This is a genomic window from Longispora fulva, from assembly GCF_015751905.1.
Classification (GTDB): Bacteria; Actinomycetota; Actinomycetes; order Mycobacteriales; family Micromonosporaceae; genus Longispora; species Longispora fulva.
In genome coordinates, this window is sequence record NZ_JADOUF010000001.1 from 3,804,640 (window position 1) to 3,821,834 (window position 17,195).

Annotated in this window: 19 protein-coding genes; 12 read left to right on the plus strand and 7 right to left on the minus strand. The window is 68.2% G+C overall.

Annotation, left to right across the window (positions count from 1 at the left end; translation table 11 throughout):
- The first annotated feature begins 90 nt into the window (after positions 1-90).
- The 5 genes from IW245_RS16790 (at position 91) to IW245_RS16810 (ending at position 1,910) form a co-directional block, all read left to right on the plus strand.
- The gene (locus tag IW245_RS16790; RefSeq protein ID WP_197001451.1) at positions 91-381 is read left to right on the plus strand and encodes a hypothetical protein; all 291 of its coding nucleotides are present in this window, start codon (positions 91-93) and stop codon (positions 379-381) included.
- Positions 378-605 (plus strand): hypothetical protein, encoded by a 228-nt coding sequence (locus tag IW245_RS16795; RefSeq protein WP_197001452.1) that lies wholly within the window; start codon positions 378-380, stop codon positions 603-605. Before IW245_RS16790 ends, IW245_RS16795 begins: the two co-directional genes overlap by 4 nt.
- A gap of 127 nt (positions 606-732) precedes the next feature.
- Positions 733-993: a hypothetical protein gene (locus IW245_RS16800; RefSeq protein ID WP_197004113.1), complete on the plus strand. Its 261-nt coding sequence runs from the start codon at positions 733-735 to the stop codon at positions 991-993.
- Between the two features lie 81 nt (positions 994-1,074).
- Complete coding sequence (locus IW245_RS16805) at positions 1,075-1,488, plus strand: DddA-like double-stranded DNA deaminase toxin (protein WP_197008548.1); 414 nt, start codon at positions 1,075-1,077, stop codon at positions 1,486-1,488.
- A complete protein-coding gene (locus IW245_RS16810; protein WP_197004114.1) occupies positions 1,485-1,910 on the plus strand; it encodes an Imm1 family immunity protein in 426 nt (141 codons plus the stop codon). Before IW245_RS16805 ends, IW245_RS16810 begins: the two co-directional genes overlap by 4 nt.
- Before the next feature lie 9 nt (positions 1,911-1,919).
- On the opposite strand, the gene IW245_RS16815 is transcribed toward IW245_RS16810, so the two are convergent.
- Together IW245_RS16815 and IW245_RS16820 are read right to left on the minus strand one after the other, a co-directional pair.
- A complete protein-coding gene (locus IW245_RS16815) occupies positions 1,920-2,579 on the minus strand; it encodes a HEPN domain-containing protein (RefSeq protein WP_197004115.1) in 660 nt (219 codons plus the stop codon).
- Positions 2,580-3,374: an ApeA N-terminal domain 1-containing protein gene (locus IW245_RS16820; RefSeq protein WP_197004116.1), complete on the minus strand. Its 795-nt coding sequence runs from the start codon at positions 3,372-3,374 to the stop codon at positions 2,580-2,582.
- A gap of 255 nt (positions 3,375-3,629) precedes the next feature.
- On the opposite strand from IW245_RS16820, the gene IW245_RS16825 reads away from it, so the two are divergent.
- From IW245_RS16825 to IW245_RS16835, 3 genes are all read left to right on the plus strand, one after another.
- Entirely contained in the window at positions 3,630-3,869 is a 240-nt protein-coding gene (locus IW245_RS16825) for a type II toxin-antitoxin system HicA family toxin (protein WP_197004117.1), read from the plus strand.
- A complete protein-coding gene (locus IW245_RS16830; RefSeq protein ID WP_197004118.1) occupies positions 3,862-4,485 on the plus strand; it encodes a hypothetical protein in 624 nt (207 codons plus the stop codon). Before IW245_RS16825 ends, IW245_RS16830 begins: the two co-directional genes overlap by 8 nt.
- Before the next feature lie 451 nt (positions 4,486-4,936).
- Entirely contained in the window at positions 4,937-5,317 is a 381-nt protein-coding gene (locus IW245_RS16835; RefSeq protein WP_197004119.1) for a DUF1304 domain-containing protein, read from the plus strand.
- Between the two features lie 116 nt (positions 5,318-5,433).
- Here the strand turns inward: IW245_RS16835 and IW245_RS16840 are convergent, their stop codons facing one another.
- From IW245_RS16840 to IW245_RS16855, 4 genes are read right to left on the minus strand one after another with little or no spacing between them, the layout of a single operon-like run.
- Positions 5,434-8,541 carry a GH92 family glycosyl hydrolase gene (locus IW245_RS16840; RefSeq protein ID WP_197004120.1) on the minus strand — a complete coding sequence of 1,036 codons (3,108 nt, stop codon included), beginning with the start codon at positions 8,539-8,541 and terminating at the stop codon, positions 5,434-5,436.
- A 16-nt stretch (positions 8,542-8,557) separates the two neighbouring features.
- Positions 8,558-9,364: a carbohydrate ABC transporter permease gene (locus IW245_RS16845; RefSeq protein ID WP_197004121.1), complete on the minus strand. Its 807-nt coding sequence runs from the start codon at positions 9,362-9,364 to the stop codon at positions 8,558-8,560.
- Entirely contained in the window at positions 9,361-10,248 is an 888-nt protein-coding gene (locus tag IW245_RS16850; RefSeq protein WP_197004122.1) for a carbohydrate ABC transporter permease, read from the minus strand. Before IW245_RS16850 ends, IW245_RS16845 begins: the two co-directional genes overlap by 4 nt.
- A gap of 2 nt (positions 10,249-10,250) precedes the next feature.
- Positions 10,251-11,519, minus strand: coding sequence for an ABC transporter substrate-binding protein (locus tag IW245_RS16855; protein WP_197004123.1), 1,269 nt, complete (start codon positions 11,517-11,519; stop codon positions 10,251-10,253).
- 159 nt (positions 11,520-11,678) lie between these two features.
- Between IW245_RS16855 and IW245_RS16860 the strand changes: the two genes are divergently transcribed.
- A complete protein-coding gene (locus IW245_RS16860; RefSeq protein WP_197004124.1) occupies positions 11,679-12,845 on the plus strand; it encodes an ROK family transcriptional regulator in 1,167 nt (388 codons plus the stop codon).
- 78 nt (positions 12,846-12,923) lie between these two features.
- On the opposite strand, the gene IW245_RS16865 is transcribed toward IW245_RS16860, so the two are convergent.
- Positions 12,924-13,367, minus strand: coding sequence for an Lrp/AsnC family transcriptional regulator (locus IW245_RS16865; RefSeq protein WP_197004125.1), 444 nt, complete (start codon positions 13,365-13,367; stop codon positions 12,924-12,926).
- Positions 13,368-13,454: 87 nt separating this feature from the next.
- On the opposite strand from IW245_RS16865, the gene IW245_RS16870 reads away from it, so the two are divergent.
- The 3 genes from IW245_RS16870 (at position 13,455) to IW245_RS16880 (ending at position 17,137) form a co-directional block, all read left to right on the plus strand.
- Positions 13,455-14,339 carry an SMP-30/gluconolactonase/LRE family protein gene (locus IW245_RS16870; RefSeq protein ID WP_197004126.1) on the plus strand — a complete coding sequence of 295 codons (885 nt, stop codon included), beginning with the start codon at positions 13,455-13,457 and terminating at the stop codon, positions 14,337-14,339.
- 125 nt (positions 14,340-14,464) lie between these two features.
- The gene (locus tag IW245_RS16875) at positions 14,465-16,516 is read left to right on the plus strand and encodes a glycoside hydrolase family 183 protein (protein WP_197004127.1); all 2,052 of its coding nucleotides are present in this window, start codon (positions 14,465-14,467) and stop codon (positions 16,514-16,516) included.
- Positions 16,517-16,708: 192 nt separating this feature from the next.
- Positions 16,709-17,137 (plus strand): NUDIX hydrolase, encoded by a 429-nt coding sequence (locus IW245_RS16880; protein ID WP_197004128.1) that lies wholly within the window; start codon positions 16,709-16,711, stop codon positions 17,135-17,137.
- Positions 17,138-17,195 lie beyond the last annotated feature (58 nt).

Below are 17,195 nucleotides of genomic sequence, written 5' to 3' on the forward strand. Positions count from 1 at the left end.
CATCCCATCCGCTCGTCTGTCGAAACTGGAACCAACCCCGCTTGCCGGGCTACCCCCGCCCAGACCCTCACACGCTCCACGGAGGCAGACATGACGATCAAACCCGCACGTCGCCAGGTGCAGGAACTCGGCGAGAAACTACCCGCCTTCCTCGACATCTACGCGCCGGGAGAACTTGAAGCCATCCTTTTCCTCGACCCGTCCGGCAAGATCGGTTACGCCCCGGGGCCAGACGCCCCCGCCGGTTGCATCACTATCATGAACCGGGCCGGCGTCGACCGGCTGATGGTCCTGCACGCCTACACGCCGCTGGACCTCGCCCGCGACCCTGGCCGGGAGGCGTTCGCGGAGCTGATCTTCGAGAACAGCTGGTCGTCGTGACCAGGGAACCGCAGTGCACGGACCCGCGGTGCGCCGACGAGCGTCTGTCGCACGCCCGGTTCACCCGGGCCCAACTGGAGACCTTCACCGCGCTGGCCAAAGCCCGCGTCCGGCCGGTGCCCTGCGCAACCTTCCCCGGCGAGTACCACACGATGCGCCGCGCCGAGAACCTGGCCGGCTCGGCCGACTGGGCCGTGTACCTCGCCCAACCGATCTACCGCTGAATGCAGAAGAACGGCACCCCCAGCCGCGTGAAGGGCTGCGGCGTTCATAGGCGTCGTCGCGCTGCTCGTTCTCGGCTCGCTGCAACCAATTAATCCCGAAGCAAGCCCCCACTCAGGAGGTCAGCCGGTGGCTGAGTTCGGTGACGTGTATCAGAAGATCGCAACCACGAAGGAAGAGGTCGAGCTGGTCGTCGACAGCGCGGGCGTCGTTGCGGAGTTGTTGGACGAGCTGGGCAGCGCTGCCGGTGCACTCGGCTTCCACGCCCGGTCGGCGGCCTGCCATGCTGCGGCCGAACTGGCTCGCGAGGGCATGGTGGCGGCTGGCGCCATCCTGGAGAAGCTCGACGGGGTTCACACAGCGACGTACAACGCCCAAGAACAGGCTTGAGGGACGGCACCGGCCGCTGACGTCACTCCGGCGCGAGCGGGGCCGGTACAGCCAGCACCTAGCCAACCGGTTTCGAAGCTCATCTCCGACCTTGCCCGCCGCCTGGTCCTCGGCCCCGGGGTCAAGGTGGCGGGCACGGTCAGCCTCAACGACGGCGGCGTGATCACTAGCGGTTCGCGGTACCAGATCGTCGACAACGCGGCCACGTTGAAGACCGACATCGAGCCGTTCGTTCGGCCCGGCAACATCGGCTTGGCTCACGTCGAGGGGCACATCGCGGCGCTGATCCGCGAGCGAGCCAAAGCCCTCGGCCAGCAGGTTCACGCCACAGCCGTTTTGACCCGCGAACCCTGCCCTGGTGATCGTGGCTGCCATGAGAACCTGCACAAGATGCTTCCCTTTGGCTCGACGCTGCGGGTGTACGTCCGCCAGGCTGACGGCACACTGAAGCAGTTCAAGATCTACGAAGGCACCGGACAAGGAGTGAAGCCGTGAGGCTGGTCATCGAATGGGGCACCGACCCGTACGTCCGCGAGCCGGTAGAAACGCTGGCCGAGCTGGACGCCGCGCTGAGCCGAGCCACGGCTGCACTGAGCGAAGATGGCCTTCCCGTCATGATCACTCTGTACAACCCCGAGGAACTGACCTCGCCGGATGGCATCCACGTGGGGCTGTTCTTCGGGGTGGGCCCCGAGCGGGCCACCGTTCAGTGGTCAGGCAAGGGCGAAAGCCTCCAGGGCTTCAGCCCGGAGGTGAAGCCCTGGGATGGCGAGCCGATCGAGTTCGACTTCGGCGGCGTGCCCACCGAGGAGACACCCGAAACTGTGCGCGTACTGCCCGCTGCGGCCCTACAAGCCGCTCGGCAGTTCACGACTACCGGCGAGCGGCCGGCCTGCCTGGAGTGGCTGGCCGTCTGATTGGCATTGTCACGGGGCGACTTTCTTCTTCCGATCCTTCCGCTGCGTTCTCTGCGTCTCGGCCAGGCGGGTAACGGTTTCCCGTAGTAGGAATCCTGTTCCCCGAAGGGGCTCGGACTTGGCCAGCTTTGGCAGCCGTGCTGGGTCCAGCCCCGCGTACAGCAGAAGGCACAAGCGGGTTGTGTTGAATACCGATTCAGCCAGCACGTAAAGGTCTTTGCCGTCGTAGTGAGCTCGCTCGGCTTCGAGGTGGGTAAGGTCATTGCGGCACCCAGAAATCACGCTGCCCCAGGCCTTCGCATCTCCGATCAAGTCCGCGCCAATCATGTCGAGCCGATCGACCAAGCCTTGGAGCCGTTGGTTCAGGCTGGGGTCGTTGGCGTGGGCTAGTGAGTTGTCGAACCACTCGCGGTGCTCGGCAGGAACGTGTTCCTTTAGCGCTTTCTTCATCGCCTTGTACTCGGCCGGGTCCATGCGAACGACGTCGGTGAGCGTCGACCGGTGGAAGCCTTCGGCTGCCGAGCAGACGTTGAGGAACCGGTTCTCGCCGAAGATCCGGCTGGCCCGCATCGTCACGAGGGACCCGATGATGACCTTCAGCTCGGGTCCTTGGTTGAGCCAAGTCGCAGTCGTGTGGATTCCGCCCACCGTTTCGAACGTGGCCAGCATCTAATGCGGCTCTGGACGGCTCTCCTTTCGGCCTGCTCGGGATTCAACGAAGGCGGACAATAGCTCGATCCGTGCCATGGTGCCAGGGATGACGTCGCCGGACAGCACCCGCTCGGGAATGTCGGAGCGATACAGATAGACGCTTTCGACCTCGCCGGGGCTGTCCGCGCAGAGCGTCAAAAGGTTCTGGAGTGCGCTGAGATCGTCCATGATCTCGCCCAGCGGAGCCCGCTCCGAGTATTCGAGCTCGAACTGTGGCCACTGCTGAATATTGACCTTTTCGTACCGAACGTCGTCACGCGACCAACGGAAGTCGAGGACGATTTGCCCGCGTGCGAAGTCAGCTCGAACCGGCGGCGGCCGATCGAACCGTACGCTCAGCTCGCGCCGCTCCACGGCGTCCAGGGCTTCGTCTACCTGGATCGTGAGCCCGTCTTGGCCCACCCACGCAGGCAGGTCCTGCAAGCGAATGATCGCCTCGTCGAAGGCGGTGTCGTCCACGGGGAAGTGGCCACCGATCAACAAGCGATTGGCGTAGTACTCGGTAGGCGAAAGCCAAATGCAATCAACCAGGGTGACATCGACCTTGTGCCCGCCTCGGCGGATGCGCCCAAAAATGCGATCGCGCATCCCGCCCAGCAGCTCCGTACCCTCGCCGCCCGGGCCCAGCTCGCCCAGTCCGTCCAGGAGCGCCAAGTTCGTCCCCTCCGAGGGGCTGAACTTCAAGGATCCGTACACGGCGGCACCATCGCTCCCCGGTAGCCAGAAACTACCGGTGGCCTCCACGATTTCCATAGCGTCCTTACTGAACTTGTTCGCGTGTTCGCTACGGCCACGCGCCCCGCTGGCACGAGCTTCCGCTGAACTGAGCTTGCGCCTCCCAGGAGCACGGCGCGTCGGCCGTTCGGTAGCGCGCCGGTGTCCGATTTCCGACCTGCACTACGTGTCTGAACTGCCGCGCGGCAGCTACTCGATCAGTGCAACGGTGCAAATTTCCCTTGGCTGATACTTGTCACAATTTGGGGGTTTTGTACGCTAGAATCGGTCCCCATGGGAAGCCGGTGGCCGTCGGTCAATGCGCCGAAAATGCTGCGGTTGCTCCAGAAGCTTGGCTACGTGATCACCCGCCAAAACGGGTCACACCGATACCTTCAGGCCGAAGGGCACGGCGTCATCATATTTGCGTTCCACGACAGCGCTACCATCGCTCCCCACATTGTGAGGAAGATACTGATCAGGGATGTTGGGCTGACCATCGATGAGGCTTGGGAGGTGCTCAAGCATGTCTGATCTGAGGACCATCGACGTCGTAATGGCTGGGCCCATCGAGGAGGGAATCGATGACTGGACCGTGTACAGCCCTCAGATCCCTGGCTTCACTGGAGGCCGCAAGACCCGGGACGAACTGCGGGCGGCCCTGCCTGAAATGCTTGAGTTTGTCGACGTCGATGTTCCACGCACACGCATTCATCTGCACGAGGAGCACGTCTACAGGGCAGGTGACCTCGACTATCTGATCCGGGTGCGGCGCGATGATCAGCAAGAGCCGCGTGTCCACACCGCTCGGGTGCTAGAGCGCGTGCTGACCGACCCCGTGCAGCGTGCTGAGCTGCTCAGTGGCCCTCGCACGCGTACCGGTGAGGTGCTTTTCATTTGCGCCCTCGCCACCGACCGCCTCGGTGATTTGGCAGACCAACTGCATGGATCTGGAGATGTTGCTGCCATCGTCGCACCAGTGGGAGAAGACATGATCTGGTCTGCTCGCCTGGCCAACGCCGACGATCTTTTAGAGGAAGGGCACCCGCCGGAGTACTGGGGTTGGTCCAGGGACATGACCATCGCCGAGTTGATGCGTAGCACCAAGAGTGGCGGTCATCCCAACGTCCTCATGTCCACCTCCGCTTGATCGTGAGCGTGGTCAGACCAGCCGTCTTGCCGAAGGTTCGAGCGCTTCCGGCCGACGTTCGACAGCGGTGATTACGGCTGTTTACGAATAGAAAGGACATCTAGGAAGAGCTTGCGCCTATGACTCCTTGCCGTAGCGCTTGTCGTGAAGCTTCCGAGCGCCCCCCGACCGCATCCACCTGACTTGGTGGGCCTGGTCTACGAACGACCGCCCCAGAGGCACCTCAGCGCCACAGCCACACCGGCACCAAGCGCGGTCCTTCGGCCGCGACAACCGCCGAGGAGGGGTACGACCCTCCAGGGCTCGCTGACCTCGCGCGATCTTGACGCGCCACTCAGAATTTGACAGAACTTGCAGCAAGCGCTCCATCACGAAGACTCGTGACCCACTCGGCCACGGGTTTTCGCGTCCTCGCCGGCCGGGGCCCACCGTGGTGTGGATACTGACCGGTATGAACCTCGCCGCACAGATCTTCGCCGTCCTCGCCGGGCTCCTGCACGTGGTCATCTTCGCGATGGAGAGCGTCCTGTTCCGCCAGCCCGCGGTGCACGGCCGGTTCCTCGTCAAGGCCGACGAGCTCACCGCCGTCCGGCCATGGGCCCTCAACCAGGGCTTCTACAACCTGTTCCTGGCTCTCGGCGCGCTCGGCGGCGTTCTCGCGGTGCACATCGCCGACACCGCGACGGCCGGCGCGGCGGTCGCGCTGTTCGCGTGCGGGTGCATGCTGGGCGCGGCCCTGGTGCTGCTGGTCACGGACCGCCGGATGATCCGCGCGGCGGCCATGCAGGGCACGTTCCCGCTCCTGGCGCTCCTGTGCGCGGCGGTTCTCTAGAGGAGACGGCGACACCTGACCGGGCTCCGTCGGCGACCTGACGCGGGACCCCGACGCGGCGCACCCCGGCCTCGGGCACGGGCGGCGGGGCGCTTCGCGCCCCGCCGCCCGCCACGCTACGAGTACACCTCTATCTCATAGATCCGAGCGGCCGCGTCGGTCGTCTGCGTCGGCGTCAGCACATTGACCCGCACGTACCGCCCCGACCCGCTCACCGGATGGCTCGACACGTCGGCCGTGTTCCCCCGGACCTGCGCGACGGTCATCCACGCGGACCCGTCACCACTGACCTGCACGTCGAAGTCCTTCGTGTTCCACGACGCTGACTCACCCCCGGCCCCGGCGTGCCGCACCGTCACGGTCCCCACCGGCACGGAACTCCCGAGGTCGACCTGCCACCACTTCGTGGCACCGGTCGAGCACCACTTGTCGCCAGTCCCGCCGGTCACCGACCCGTTCACGGCCTTGGCCGGGCCCTCGTTGGCGTTGCACGAGGAGTCCGCCGTGGCCGGCCTGTTCAGGGCCAGGTTCGCCCCGGTGGCCGACGGGCCGTACACCCCGAACTCGTAGATCCGGGCCGCCGTGTTGCCGTTGTTGGTCGGCGTGGTGATGTTCAGCCGGACGTACCGGGCGGTGCGGCCGGCCACCGAGTGGTAGGTGCGGCTGGCCCGGGAGCCGGTCACGGTCACCGCCGTGCTCCACGTGCTGCCGTCGGTGCTGGTCGCGACCGTGTAGCCGCCCGTGTTCCAGCCGGTGGTCTCCCCGCCCAGCCCGGCGTGCTGGATGACGAACTGCCCGACGCTCTGATTGCTCCCCAGGTCCACCTGGAGGAACGCCCCCGAGGCCGCCGAGCACCACTTGCTGTTGTTGGTGAGGCTGCCGTCCACCGCCTTGTCGGAGCCCTCGGCGGCCCCGCAGGTGGCCGAGGAGGTGGTGGCCCGGCCGAGCGCCAGGTTGGTGCCGAGCGCCGGCGCGGCCGGGACCGGGCTGGCCCCGTCGTCGAAGGACGGCGGGACGTCGCCGGCCCCGGTGCCCCAGGCGCTGGCCGCCGAGCCCATGGTGTAGCCCAGCGTGGCGCCCGACGCGATGTCCGCGTACCGCAGGTAGTTGTGGCTCGTCGCGGTCCCGTTGACGGTCAGGCTCTGCACGTACTGGCCCGAGCCGCTGCCGGTGAGCGTGATGTTCCCGGCCGTGCGCTGGATCAGCACCGACGGGAACAGCGGGCCGTGCAGGGCGAGGGTGTCGGCCCCGGGGGTGACCGGGTACATGCCGAGCGCCGCCCACACGTACCAGGCGGACGTCGCGCCCAGGTCGTCGTTGCCGGGCAGCCCGCCGGCACCGGTGGTGAACGACTCGGCCATCACCCGGCGCACGGCGGCCGACGTGCCGGCCGGGTACCGGGCGAAGTTGTAGGCCCACGGCACGTTGTGCTCGGGCTCGTTGCCGATGTAGAAGTACGGCCTGGTCAGCCCGCCGTTGAGTTCGGTGAAGTGGTGGTCGAGCCTTTGTGCGGCCTGCGCGGGCCCGCCCATCAGGTTGACCAGCCCGCCGAGGTTGTACGGCACCATCCAGGTGTACTGCGACGCGTTGCCCTCGGTGAAGCTGCTGTTGCTCGCCGGGTCCAGCGCCCACGGCCAGGACCCGTCGCTGTTGCGCGGGTGCACGTACCCCGACTCGGGGTTGTACACGTTGCGCCACCACTGCGCCCGGGTCATGTAGGTGTTGTACTTCGCGGTGTCGCCCTGCGCCCTGGCGAACTGCGCGACGGCGAAGTCGCTGCCGGAGTACTCCAGGGAGTCCGAGGACTCGTTGTTGATGAAGTGCTGGCTGGTGTAGGTGGACTGCCGGCCGCGGATGGCACCGCCCTGGGTGGTGCCGCCGTTGGAGCTCTTGTCCATCAGGGACAGCGCGGCGGCGGTGTCGAAGTCGCGCGCCCCGAAGGCGTACATGCTGCCGACGATGATCGGGCCCGGGTCGCCGGTCATCACGAAGTCCTCGTTGGTCTGCTGCGACCACTTGGGCAGCAGGCCGCCCTGCTGGCCGTCGAGGACCATGGACGCGGCGATGTCACTGGCCTCGGCCGGGGCGACGAGGCCGACGAGCGCGGCCCAGGACCGGTAGATGTCCCAGCCGGAGTAGTTCTGGTACACGGGGTGCGAGGCGGTGTGCACAACGTTGTCAAAGCCGAAGTACTGGCCGTTGGTGTCCGAGGAGATGTTCGGGTTCTGGAACACGTGGTACAGCGCGGTGTAGAACTTCTGCAGGTCGGCGGCCGATCCGCCGGTGGCCTGCACCCGGTTGAGGATCGTGTTCCACGCGGTGTCGGCGGCCGTGCGGGTGCCGGCGAAGTCGAAGCCGGCGATCTCGGCGGCCAGGTTGGCGCTCGCGTTGGCCACGCTCACGTAGGACACGGCGACCTTGACCTGCACCGTGGCGTTCGAGGAGGTGTCGAACGTCAGGTAGGCGCCGGTGTTCGTCCCGGACGTGCTGGTCGAGCCGGCCGTGACCGTGCCGCCGTTCCAGGTGCCCGACCCGGTGGGGGTCCGGTCCGCCTGGAGTGCGAAGTAGATCTTGTAGGTCTTGGAGGAACCGCAGAAGCCGCCGGCAGTGACGTAGCCGGTGACCTGGGAGCCGCTGACGGTCACGCTGCCCGACCGGTTGCCGGTCGCGCTGCGCGAGGTGTTGATCAGCACCCGGGCGCTGGTCGACGCCGGGTACGTCAGCTTCGCGAACCCGGCCCGGGTGGTGGCGGTGAGCTCCACGTCGGTGGAGTACTTGTCCAGCCGGGTCTTGTAGTACCCGGGCGCGGCCTGCTCGTTGGCCTTCGTGTACCCGGACGCGTAGCCCGTCCAGCCGGTCCCCGGCGAGGTGCCCAGGGCCCCGGTCACCGGCAGGATGCCGATGTCCTCGTTGTTCGCGCAGCCGGCCCCGTTGAAGTGGGTGAGGCTGAACTCCTCCACGGACGTGTCGGAGTACCGGTAGCCCGACGGCGAACCGTTCGGGGTGTCGGGGCTGAACTGCACCCCGCCGAACGGCACGACCGCGCCCGGGTACGTGGAGCCGCCGGCCCCGCCGGGGACCGGGTTCGGCGAGTTGCTGTCGTCGGTGCCGATGAACGGGTTGACGTGTTGGGTGAGGTTGAGGGACGCGGCGGCCGAGGCCGGCGCGGCGCCGGGCACGAGGAGTGCGCCGAACAGGAGAGCCGCTAGGAGTTGAGGTTTCATGGAGGGGGGTTCACCTCTAACCTTTGAGGGCACCTGCCATCAGGCCACGCATGAAGAACCGGCCGAGGAGCAGGTACACGAGAAGAGTGGGCAGGCTCGCGAGGAGGGCCGCCGCCATCGCCTGGTTGAAGGGCACGGTCTGTGCTCCCGCGATGTTGTTCAGCCCCACCGTCACCGGCCAGAACTCGGTCCGGGTCAGGATCAGGCCGAACAGGAAGTCGTTCCACGCCGACGTGAACTGCCAGATCATCGACACCGCGAACGCCGGGGCGGCGATCGGCAGCGCGATCTTGAAAAAGGTGCGCAGCATGCCGGCGCCGTCGATCTCGGCCGACTCGACGAGCTCGTCGGGCAGGCCGAGGAAGTAGTTCCGGAAGATCAGGGTCGTGATCGGCAGCCCGTACACGACGTGCACCAGGATCAGGCCGTCGAGGCCACCGACGAGTTTCAGGTCGCTCATCGTCTGGAACAGCGGAATGATGATCGCCTGGTAGGGGATGAACATGCCGAACAACATCACCGGGAAGACGACGTCGGCTCCCGGGAACCGCCACTTCGCCAGCACGAACCCGTTGGCCGCGCCGAGGAACGACGAGATCAGGCTGGCCGGCACGGCGAGCAGCACACTGTTGACCATGCCGCCGCGCAGCTTCGGCCACACGGTCGCGAACGTGTCCAGGGACAGGTGCCTGGGCAGCGCCCACATGTGCGCCACGTCCACCTCGCCCGGGGACTTGAACGCCGTGACCAGCAGGACGTAGACGGGCATCAGGAAGAAGCAGGCCAGCACGAACAGGGCCAGGTGGCGCAGCGTCCTGCTCATCGGGTCCGCTCCTTGCGTGACGTGTACCAGATGTAGGGCACGACCACGAGCGCGATCGCGAGGAACAACAGGGTCGCGATCGCCGCGCCCCGGGCGAAGAAGCCGCCCCGGAAGGACGTGAGCCACATGTACAGCGCCGGGGTCTCCGTCCGGGCGTCCAGCGGGGCGATCGCGTAGATCAGGTCGAACGTCTTCAGCGAGATGTGCGCGAGGATCACCAGCGCGCTCATCAGCACCGGGGTGAGCATCGGGCGGACCACCGACCAGTAGACCTGCCGCTCGGAGGCCCCGTCGACCCGCGCGGCCTCGCGCAGTTCCTCCGGGATGCCGCGCAGGCCGGCCAGGAACAGGGCCATCACGTACCCCGACAGCGCCCAGCCCGCCGGCAGGGCGATCGCCGTGATCGCGCCCGCCGACGGGGACTTGTGCCAGTCGGAGTGCAGCCCGAACCAGTCGAGGAACGTGTTCAGCCCGGTGGTGCCGGCGCCCGGGTCGCTGTTGAGCAGCCAGCGCCACACGATGCCGGTCGCGATGAACGAGATCGCCATCGGGAACAGGAACACGCCCCGCCAGACGGACTCGCCCCGCGCGCCCTTGTCGAGGAGCAGCGCGAGCACGATGCCCATCGCCAGCGCGCCACCGATGAACACCACGGTGAACACGAGCAGGTTGCGGGCGTCGTTGCGGAACGTCTGGTCGGCGAACAGCTCCCGGTAGTTGGCCAGGCCCACGTAGGTGTCGCTGGGCGTGAGGCCCTTCCAGTCGGTGAGGGACACCTTCGCGTTCCAGCCGATGAAGCCGTACACGAAGACGCCGAGCAGGACCAGGGACGGCGCCACGAGCAGCAGCGCCGGCCCCCAGGAGCGGAACTTCCTCTTGCGCATGGTTACTTGTTCGCCGCGTACGCTTTGGCGACGGCGTCGGCGAAGGACGCCGTGTTCTTGTCCTGCACGAACACGCCGTACGCCTTCTCGATCTCGGCCTTCCACGCGTTGTTGGCGACGACGCCGTGCACGAGCGAGCCGACCACCACGGTGGACGTGCCCTGCCACTCCGTCAACGCCCAGGCCAGGTAGTCGGTGTACTTGGACTTGTCCGAGTCCAGCCGGGCCGGCACCGAACCCTTCTTCGGGTTGAACAGGTCCTGGCCCTCCACCGAGCCGCACAGCTTCAGCCACGCCTCGGCCTGCGCCTTGTGCGGCGCGCCCTTCGGCAGGGTGAAGGAGTCGGCGAGGAAGTTGTACACCCCGGTCGAACCAGGGGTCGCGACCACGTCGTAGTCCGTCTTGTACTTCAGGGCCTTCGCGCCCTGCAGGTACCCGGCGGCCCAGTCCCCCATCACGTTGTACGCCGCCGTGCCCGCGATCACCTTGTCCATCGTGGGCTGCCAGTCGTCGGTGGACACCGTGGCCACCGCGAGGATCCTCTTGAACATGTCCAGGGCGGCGAGGACCTCCGCGGACTTCCAGTCGGTGCCCCCGGTCCACAGCCCGTTGTACTTCGCGGTGCCCAGCTCGCCGAGCAGCACGTTCTCCAGCAGGTGCATCTGGGTCCACGTCTGGCCCACCGACAGCGGCACGACGCCCTTGCCCTTGAGCGTCTCGGCCTGGGTGAGGAACTCCGACCACGTCTTCGGCGGGCCGGCGATCCCCCACTCGGCGAGCTTCGCCGGCTTGTACCACAGCAGGTTGGAGCGGTGGATGTTCACCGGCACGGCGTAGGTCTTGCCGTCGATGGTGAGCTTGTCGACGAGGCCCTTGGGGAACTTCGAGGTCCAGCCGTTGGCCTGGTAGAGGGCGGTCAGGTCCTCGAGCTTGCCGGCCTTGATGTCGCTGGCGGCCTCCAGCCCGGCGTGCAGCTGGTAGGAGTCCGGCGGGTCGTTGGCCAGCAGCCGGGTGGTCAGCGCCTGCTTGGCCTGGGTGCCGGAGCCGCCGGCCACGGCGGCGTTGACGAACTCGACGCCCGGGTTGTCCTTCTTGAACCGCTCGATGAGCGCCTCGAGGCCCTCGCCCTCGCCGGGGCCGGACCACCAGGAGTAGACCTCGATCTTCTTCGCGGTCTTGCTGTCCCCTCCCGAGTTGGAGCAGGCGGGCAGGACGGCCACGGCCGACGCGCCTAGAGCCGCACCGAGGAGTTTCCTGCGACTGAGCTGCATTGCGCCCTCCCGGGCAAGTCGTGTGATCGGCGGGTATCGCTGGACCACCATCCACCCACCTCGGAGGCTCTGTCAATAGTTGGCAATACCTTCGGCATGAGCTGGACTTATCTCTGATACTTCCGGCACCGATTGACATAACCTGGCCGGGCGGGAAACATGCGGGGGGTGACGGTGTCCGCGCACGAACTCGGCACGACCGCCCGCCGCGTCGTCGACGTGCTGCGGGCCCACGGCGCGCGCACCCGCGCGGAGCTGATCACCCTCACCGGACTGTCCCGGCCCACCGTGGCCGCGGCGCTCACCGACCTGGCCACCACCGGCCTGCTCACCGAGGACGCCAGCGCGACCACCGGCCCGGCCGGCGGACGTCCGGCGGCGGTGTTCCGGCTGTCGCGTGCCGCCGGGCTCGCCGTCGGCGTCGACATCGGCCGCCGGCACCTGCGGGTCGCCGTCGCGGACCTCGGACACACGGTGCTCGCCGAGGACGCCGTCCGCCTCGACCGGGACGCCGACGACCACCCGCACGCCGCGCTCGACCTCGCCGTCCGGCGGATCGACGCGGTCCTCGCCCGGGTCGGCACGGACCGCGCCGAGGTCGTCGGCGTCGGCCTCGGCATCCCGGCCCCGGTCACCGACGCCGGCCGGATCGGCTCCCCCGCCCTGCTGCCGGCGTGGTCGGCGCTCATCCCGCGCGAGGAGCTGTCCGGCCGGCTCGGCGGGCTCGCGGTGCGGGCGGACAACGACGCGAACGTGGCGGCCCTCGCGGAGTACGTCTGGGGCGCCGGGCGGGACTGCGCCGACCTGGTCTACGTCAAGGTGGCCACCGGCATCGGTGCCGGGATCATCCTGGGCGGCCGGCTGTACCGGGGCACCGACGGCACCGCCGGCGAACTCGGCCACGTCACCCTCGACGTCAACGGGCCGGTGTGCCGGTGCGGCAACCGGGGCTGCGTGGAGCTGCGCGCCGGCGGCCGGGCGCTGCTCGACCAGGCCCGGGTGACCCTGCCGGAGCTGGGCGACCTGGCGGACCTGGTCCGGCACGCCTCGGCCGGGGATCCCGGCTGCCGGCGACTGCTGCTCGACGCGGGCCGCTATCTGGGGTACGCGCTGGGCGGGCTGTCCAACCTGGTCAACCCGGGGCGGATCGTCGTCGGCGGGGAACTCGGCACGAGTGAGCTGCTCCTGGAGCCGCTCCGGCGGGGGCTCGCGGAGACCGCGATGGCGTCGGCCGCCGCTGCGGTCGACGTGGTGCCGGCGCAACTGGGCGACCGGGCGGCGGCCCTGGGCGGCCTGGCCCTGGCACTGGGCGTCAACGCCGCCTGACGGGCCGCGCCGTCCGGCACCGGAACCGACCGCTGGAGACCGGGGCAGGTGTCGCCGTCATCATGAAAGGCTTTTGATCTATGTCGGGTTGACCGGGCGCTCGAAGAAGGTCTCCAGGACCACGATCGTCTGGGTACCCGTCACGCCCTCGATCCCGAAGCACCGGCGCAGGGTGGCTTGCAACTCCTCCGTCGTCGCCGTGCGGATCTTCACCAGCAGCGACGCCGACCCGGCCACGACGTGCGCCTCCTGGATCTCAGGAATCGCCGCGAGGGCCGCGTGCGTCGGCGGGTCGCCCATCCAGGCGTTGGACTCCAGCATCACGTACGCCAGCACGCCGCGACCGACCGCCGCAGGGTCCACGTCCACGGTCGTCCGGCGGATCACGCCGCGCTCGCGGAGCTTGCGGACCCGCTCGTGGGCCGCGCCGGCGGACAGCCCGACGGCCTGGCCGAGCGCGGCGTAGGCCACGGTGGCGTCGTCCTGCAACACGGCGAGCAGCGCCCTGTCGATCTCATCCAACGGGACTCCTCCAGATGTGAGCTACCAGACTGCGATCTTGACCATATCTCATTCGGTGATGTTTGCTAAACACCGAAGGAGGTTCCGATGCGGATACGGGCACAGTTTGAGAAGCTGGACGACAGGTTCACCGGCTGCGACGGGGACGAGTGGCTGGAGGTCCTGCACTCGGGCAGCCGCAAGACGGAGGGCCCGGCGTACTTCCCCGCCGGCCGCTACCTGGTGTGGAGCGACATCCCCAACGACCGGATGCTGCGCTGGGACGAGACGACCGGGGCGGTCGGCGTGTTCCGGCACTCCTCCGGCAACGCCAACGGCAACACCGTCGACCGGCAGGGCCGGTTGCTGACCTGCGAACAGGGCGCGCGCCGGGTCACCCGCACCGAGCACGACGGCACGGTGACGGTGCTGGCCGACCGGTTCGAGGGCAAGCGGCTCAACAGCCCGAACGACATCGTCGAGCACTCCGACGGCTCGATCTGGTTCACCGACCCGCGCTACGGGATCACCGACTACTACGAGGGCGCCCCCGCCCCCAGCGAGATCGGCGCCGACCACGTGTACCGGATCGACCCGTCCGGCGGGCTCACGGTCGTCGCCGACGACTTCGAACGGCCCAACGGGCTGGCGTTCACGGCCGACGAGTCTGAACTGTTCGTCGTGGACACCCGCCGGCGGCACCTGCGGCGGTTCCAGGTGGTCGACGGGACGCTGCGGGGCGGGGAGGTGTTCGCCGAGGGCTGGTTCGACGGGATCCGGTTCGACCACGCCGGCCGGCTGTGGTGCGCGGCGCTCGACGGCCTGTGGTGCTACCACCCGGACGGCACGCTGATCGGGAAGCTGCTGCTGCCGGGGTCGGCGTCGAACCTGGTCTTCGGCGGGGCCCGGCGCAACAACCTGTTCATCACGAACAGCGCCGGAGACGTGTACTCGATCCGGGTGACCTTCGCCGGGGCCAGCTACCCGGACTGAGGCGCGCGCCGGGTGCCGCCGCCCTGGGGGCGCCGTGACGCCGGGCTAGGTAGTCTGACCCGACATCAAGGGGGCAAGGCGGAGGCATGCGCAGCTGGGTAACGGCGGTATTGTGGTGTTTCGTCATGGCTTCCGGAGTGACGACGCAGTGCTCCCCACCGCCCCCGCCGGCCACCGGACCGGGGCTGGCCGACGACTACCAGTTCTCGACCGGCTTCTCCACCGTCCAGGGCGGAGTGTGGTCCTACCAGCAGTGGGACGGCACGACATACACCGACATGACCTGGGATCCGGCGCAGAACGCATGGCGGGGCGCCTGCGAACACTGCCTGATCGCCCGCGACTGGATGCATCCGGACGTCAACGACGCGGTCGTGGCCTGGAAGGCCCCCCGCACGGGTGACGTGGTCATCCGCGGCACCATGGACCACCACGGCGACGGCAACCGGGCCGGCGACGGGGTGCGCACCGTCATCCGGCAGCGGCACGGCGGCACGGTCGCCAAGATCTGGCCCTCGGCGGACTACCAGGTCATCCGGCCGAACTTCACCGCCCAGCACATCGTGCAGGCGCACGTCGAGGTCGGCGACGTCGTGTACTTCCACCTCAACCGGTCCGCGACCACCGCGTCGGACACCACCTCCTGGGACCCGCGGATCAGCTACGACTACCAGCCGAAGTTCACGCTCGACGAGGCCGAGCTGGTGATGGACCCGGCCGACTTCGACCGGGCCGGGATCGGCGTCGCGCTCGACGCCAGCCTGTCGACGGTGTCCGACGGTACGAACATCGACTTCTACCACTCCAACTCCGACGCGGTCCAGAAGTTCCGCGGCACGCTGGAACGACCGGCCGGCACCGGGCTCACCAGCCGGTTCACCAATCCGCGCAACCTCGACGGCGACTGGTGGATCGAGAATATCTACCGGACCCCGACGGGCCGCCTGCTGGCCTTCTGCCACATCGAGAACGCCACCACCCTCAGTACGACAGGGTGGTGGGCCGCCGGGTTGGCGTACTCGACCGATGGCGGCGCCACGTTCCAGAAGCTCGGCAAGACGATCTCCACGACCGTCCGGGATGACACGGCGCCGTTCGACGGCAACATCGGCGGCGTGCCGTACGTGGTGCGCGACGGCTACTTCTACGCCTACTACGGCGACCCGCGCCCGGCCGTCGCGCGCGCCCCGGTGGCCGACGTCCTCGCGGCGGCCGAACGGGGCACCGTGACCCCGTGGCGCAAGTTCCACGACGGCGGCTGGGAGCAGAAGGCACTCGGCGACCTGGCCGGCCCCGCCGGGCGGGCGACCACGGTCATACCGCAGGACGCCGTGGACTACTACATGACGCATGGCGACGCCGCCTACAGCACCTACCTGGGAAAGTACCTGCTGGCCGGCTACAGCGGCGGCGCGGGGAAGGGCACCTACCTGACCTTCTCCGACGACGGGACGAGCTTCGAGGTGCCGTCGTGGACGCAGAAGAGCGACAACCCGGCGAAGGACTCGCTGTCGCCCTACGAGACGATCGTGAACGCCGACGGTACCGACAACGGCGTCGTCGGCCAGTCCTTCTACGTGTACTACGGGTACCGCGGCAAGATGGCGAACGTCGTCAACAGCCAGTACCCGCAGGAGTGGCGTTGGCTGTACCGGCAGAGGGTCACCCTGCACCGCGCGGGGTTCGACCGCCCCGCCGCGAACGCGAGCACCGCCTTCACCGCCCAGCAGGGTGGCAACGACTGGCGGTACCTCGAACACAACGGCACGACCTACGTCGCGATGACCTGGGACGGCGCCCAGCACCGGTGGAACGGATCGTCACCCAACCTGTCGATCACCTCCACGGTGCAGCATCCGGACGGGCAGAAGGACGCGGTACGGGCCTGGGTCGCGCCCCGCGCCGGTACCGTGCGGATCACGGTGGGGATGAACGGCGTGACGGTCGGCGGCGGGGTCAACGCCGACGGCGTCAAAATCAAGATCATGAAGAGTGGTTCCGCGCTCTGGCCGGCGTCGGGCTATCAGCCGCTGAGCCCGGGGACGTTCTTCGTTCCGCCGGTGATCACCACGAAGGTCGCCCAGGGTGAGGTGTTGTACTTCCACGTGAACCAGAACCTGGGCACCGCCTTCGACTCGGTCACCTGGGTGCCCGTGGTGTCGTACGTGAGGTCCTAGCGGTTCACTGTTCCGCGTCCGGGAAGCCGCTGACGGCTGGTGCCGTGGCCCGCGTGGACCTTCCCCGGATGTCGGTGACGGCCGGCGCCGGAGTTCGCGGATACCGCGATCGTCGCCCACCCGGGACGAGTACGCGGATCCGGCGACGAAACCGGGCTGACGTGCACCCTGCTTTCCGACAAGATCACTCGCATGGACAAGGAACAACGAGTGGCCGCCTACGGCGTCGCGATCCAGGACAGCCGGGTGCTGCTGACCCGGATCGCCCGGACAGACGTCATCGGCGAGACCGGCCTGTGGATGCTCCCCGGCGGAGGCGTCGAGCACGGCGAACACCCCGAGGAATCGGTGACCCGCGAACTCGCCGAGGAGACCGGCTACACCGTGCGGGTGGACCGGCTGCTGCACGCGGGCGCCGAGCACCGTCAGCTCGACTTCCCCGGTCTCTCCGTGGACTGGCACAACGTCTACCTGACCTACGCCGTCACGGTCACCGGCGGCGGGCTCCGCGACGAACTCGACGGCTCGACGGGCACCCCGACCTGGTTCCCCCTCGACGACCTGCCCGCGATGCTCCCCACCAGTCGGGCGATCCTCGACCGGGCACTGGCCGACGGCTGAACCGGACCCGACGCCACCGAGCTCGAAAAGGTGGCTGAGCGAGACATGCCGGGACCGC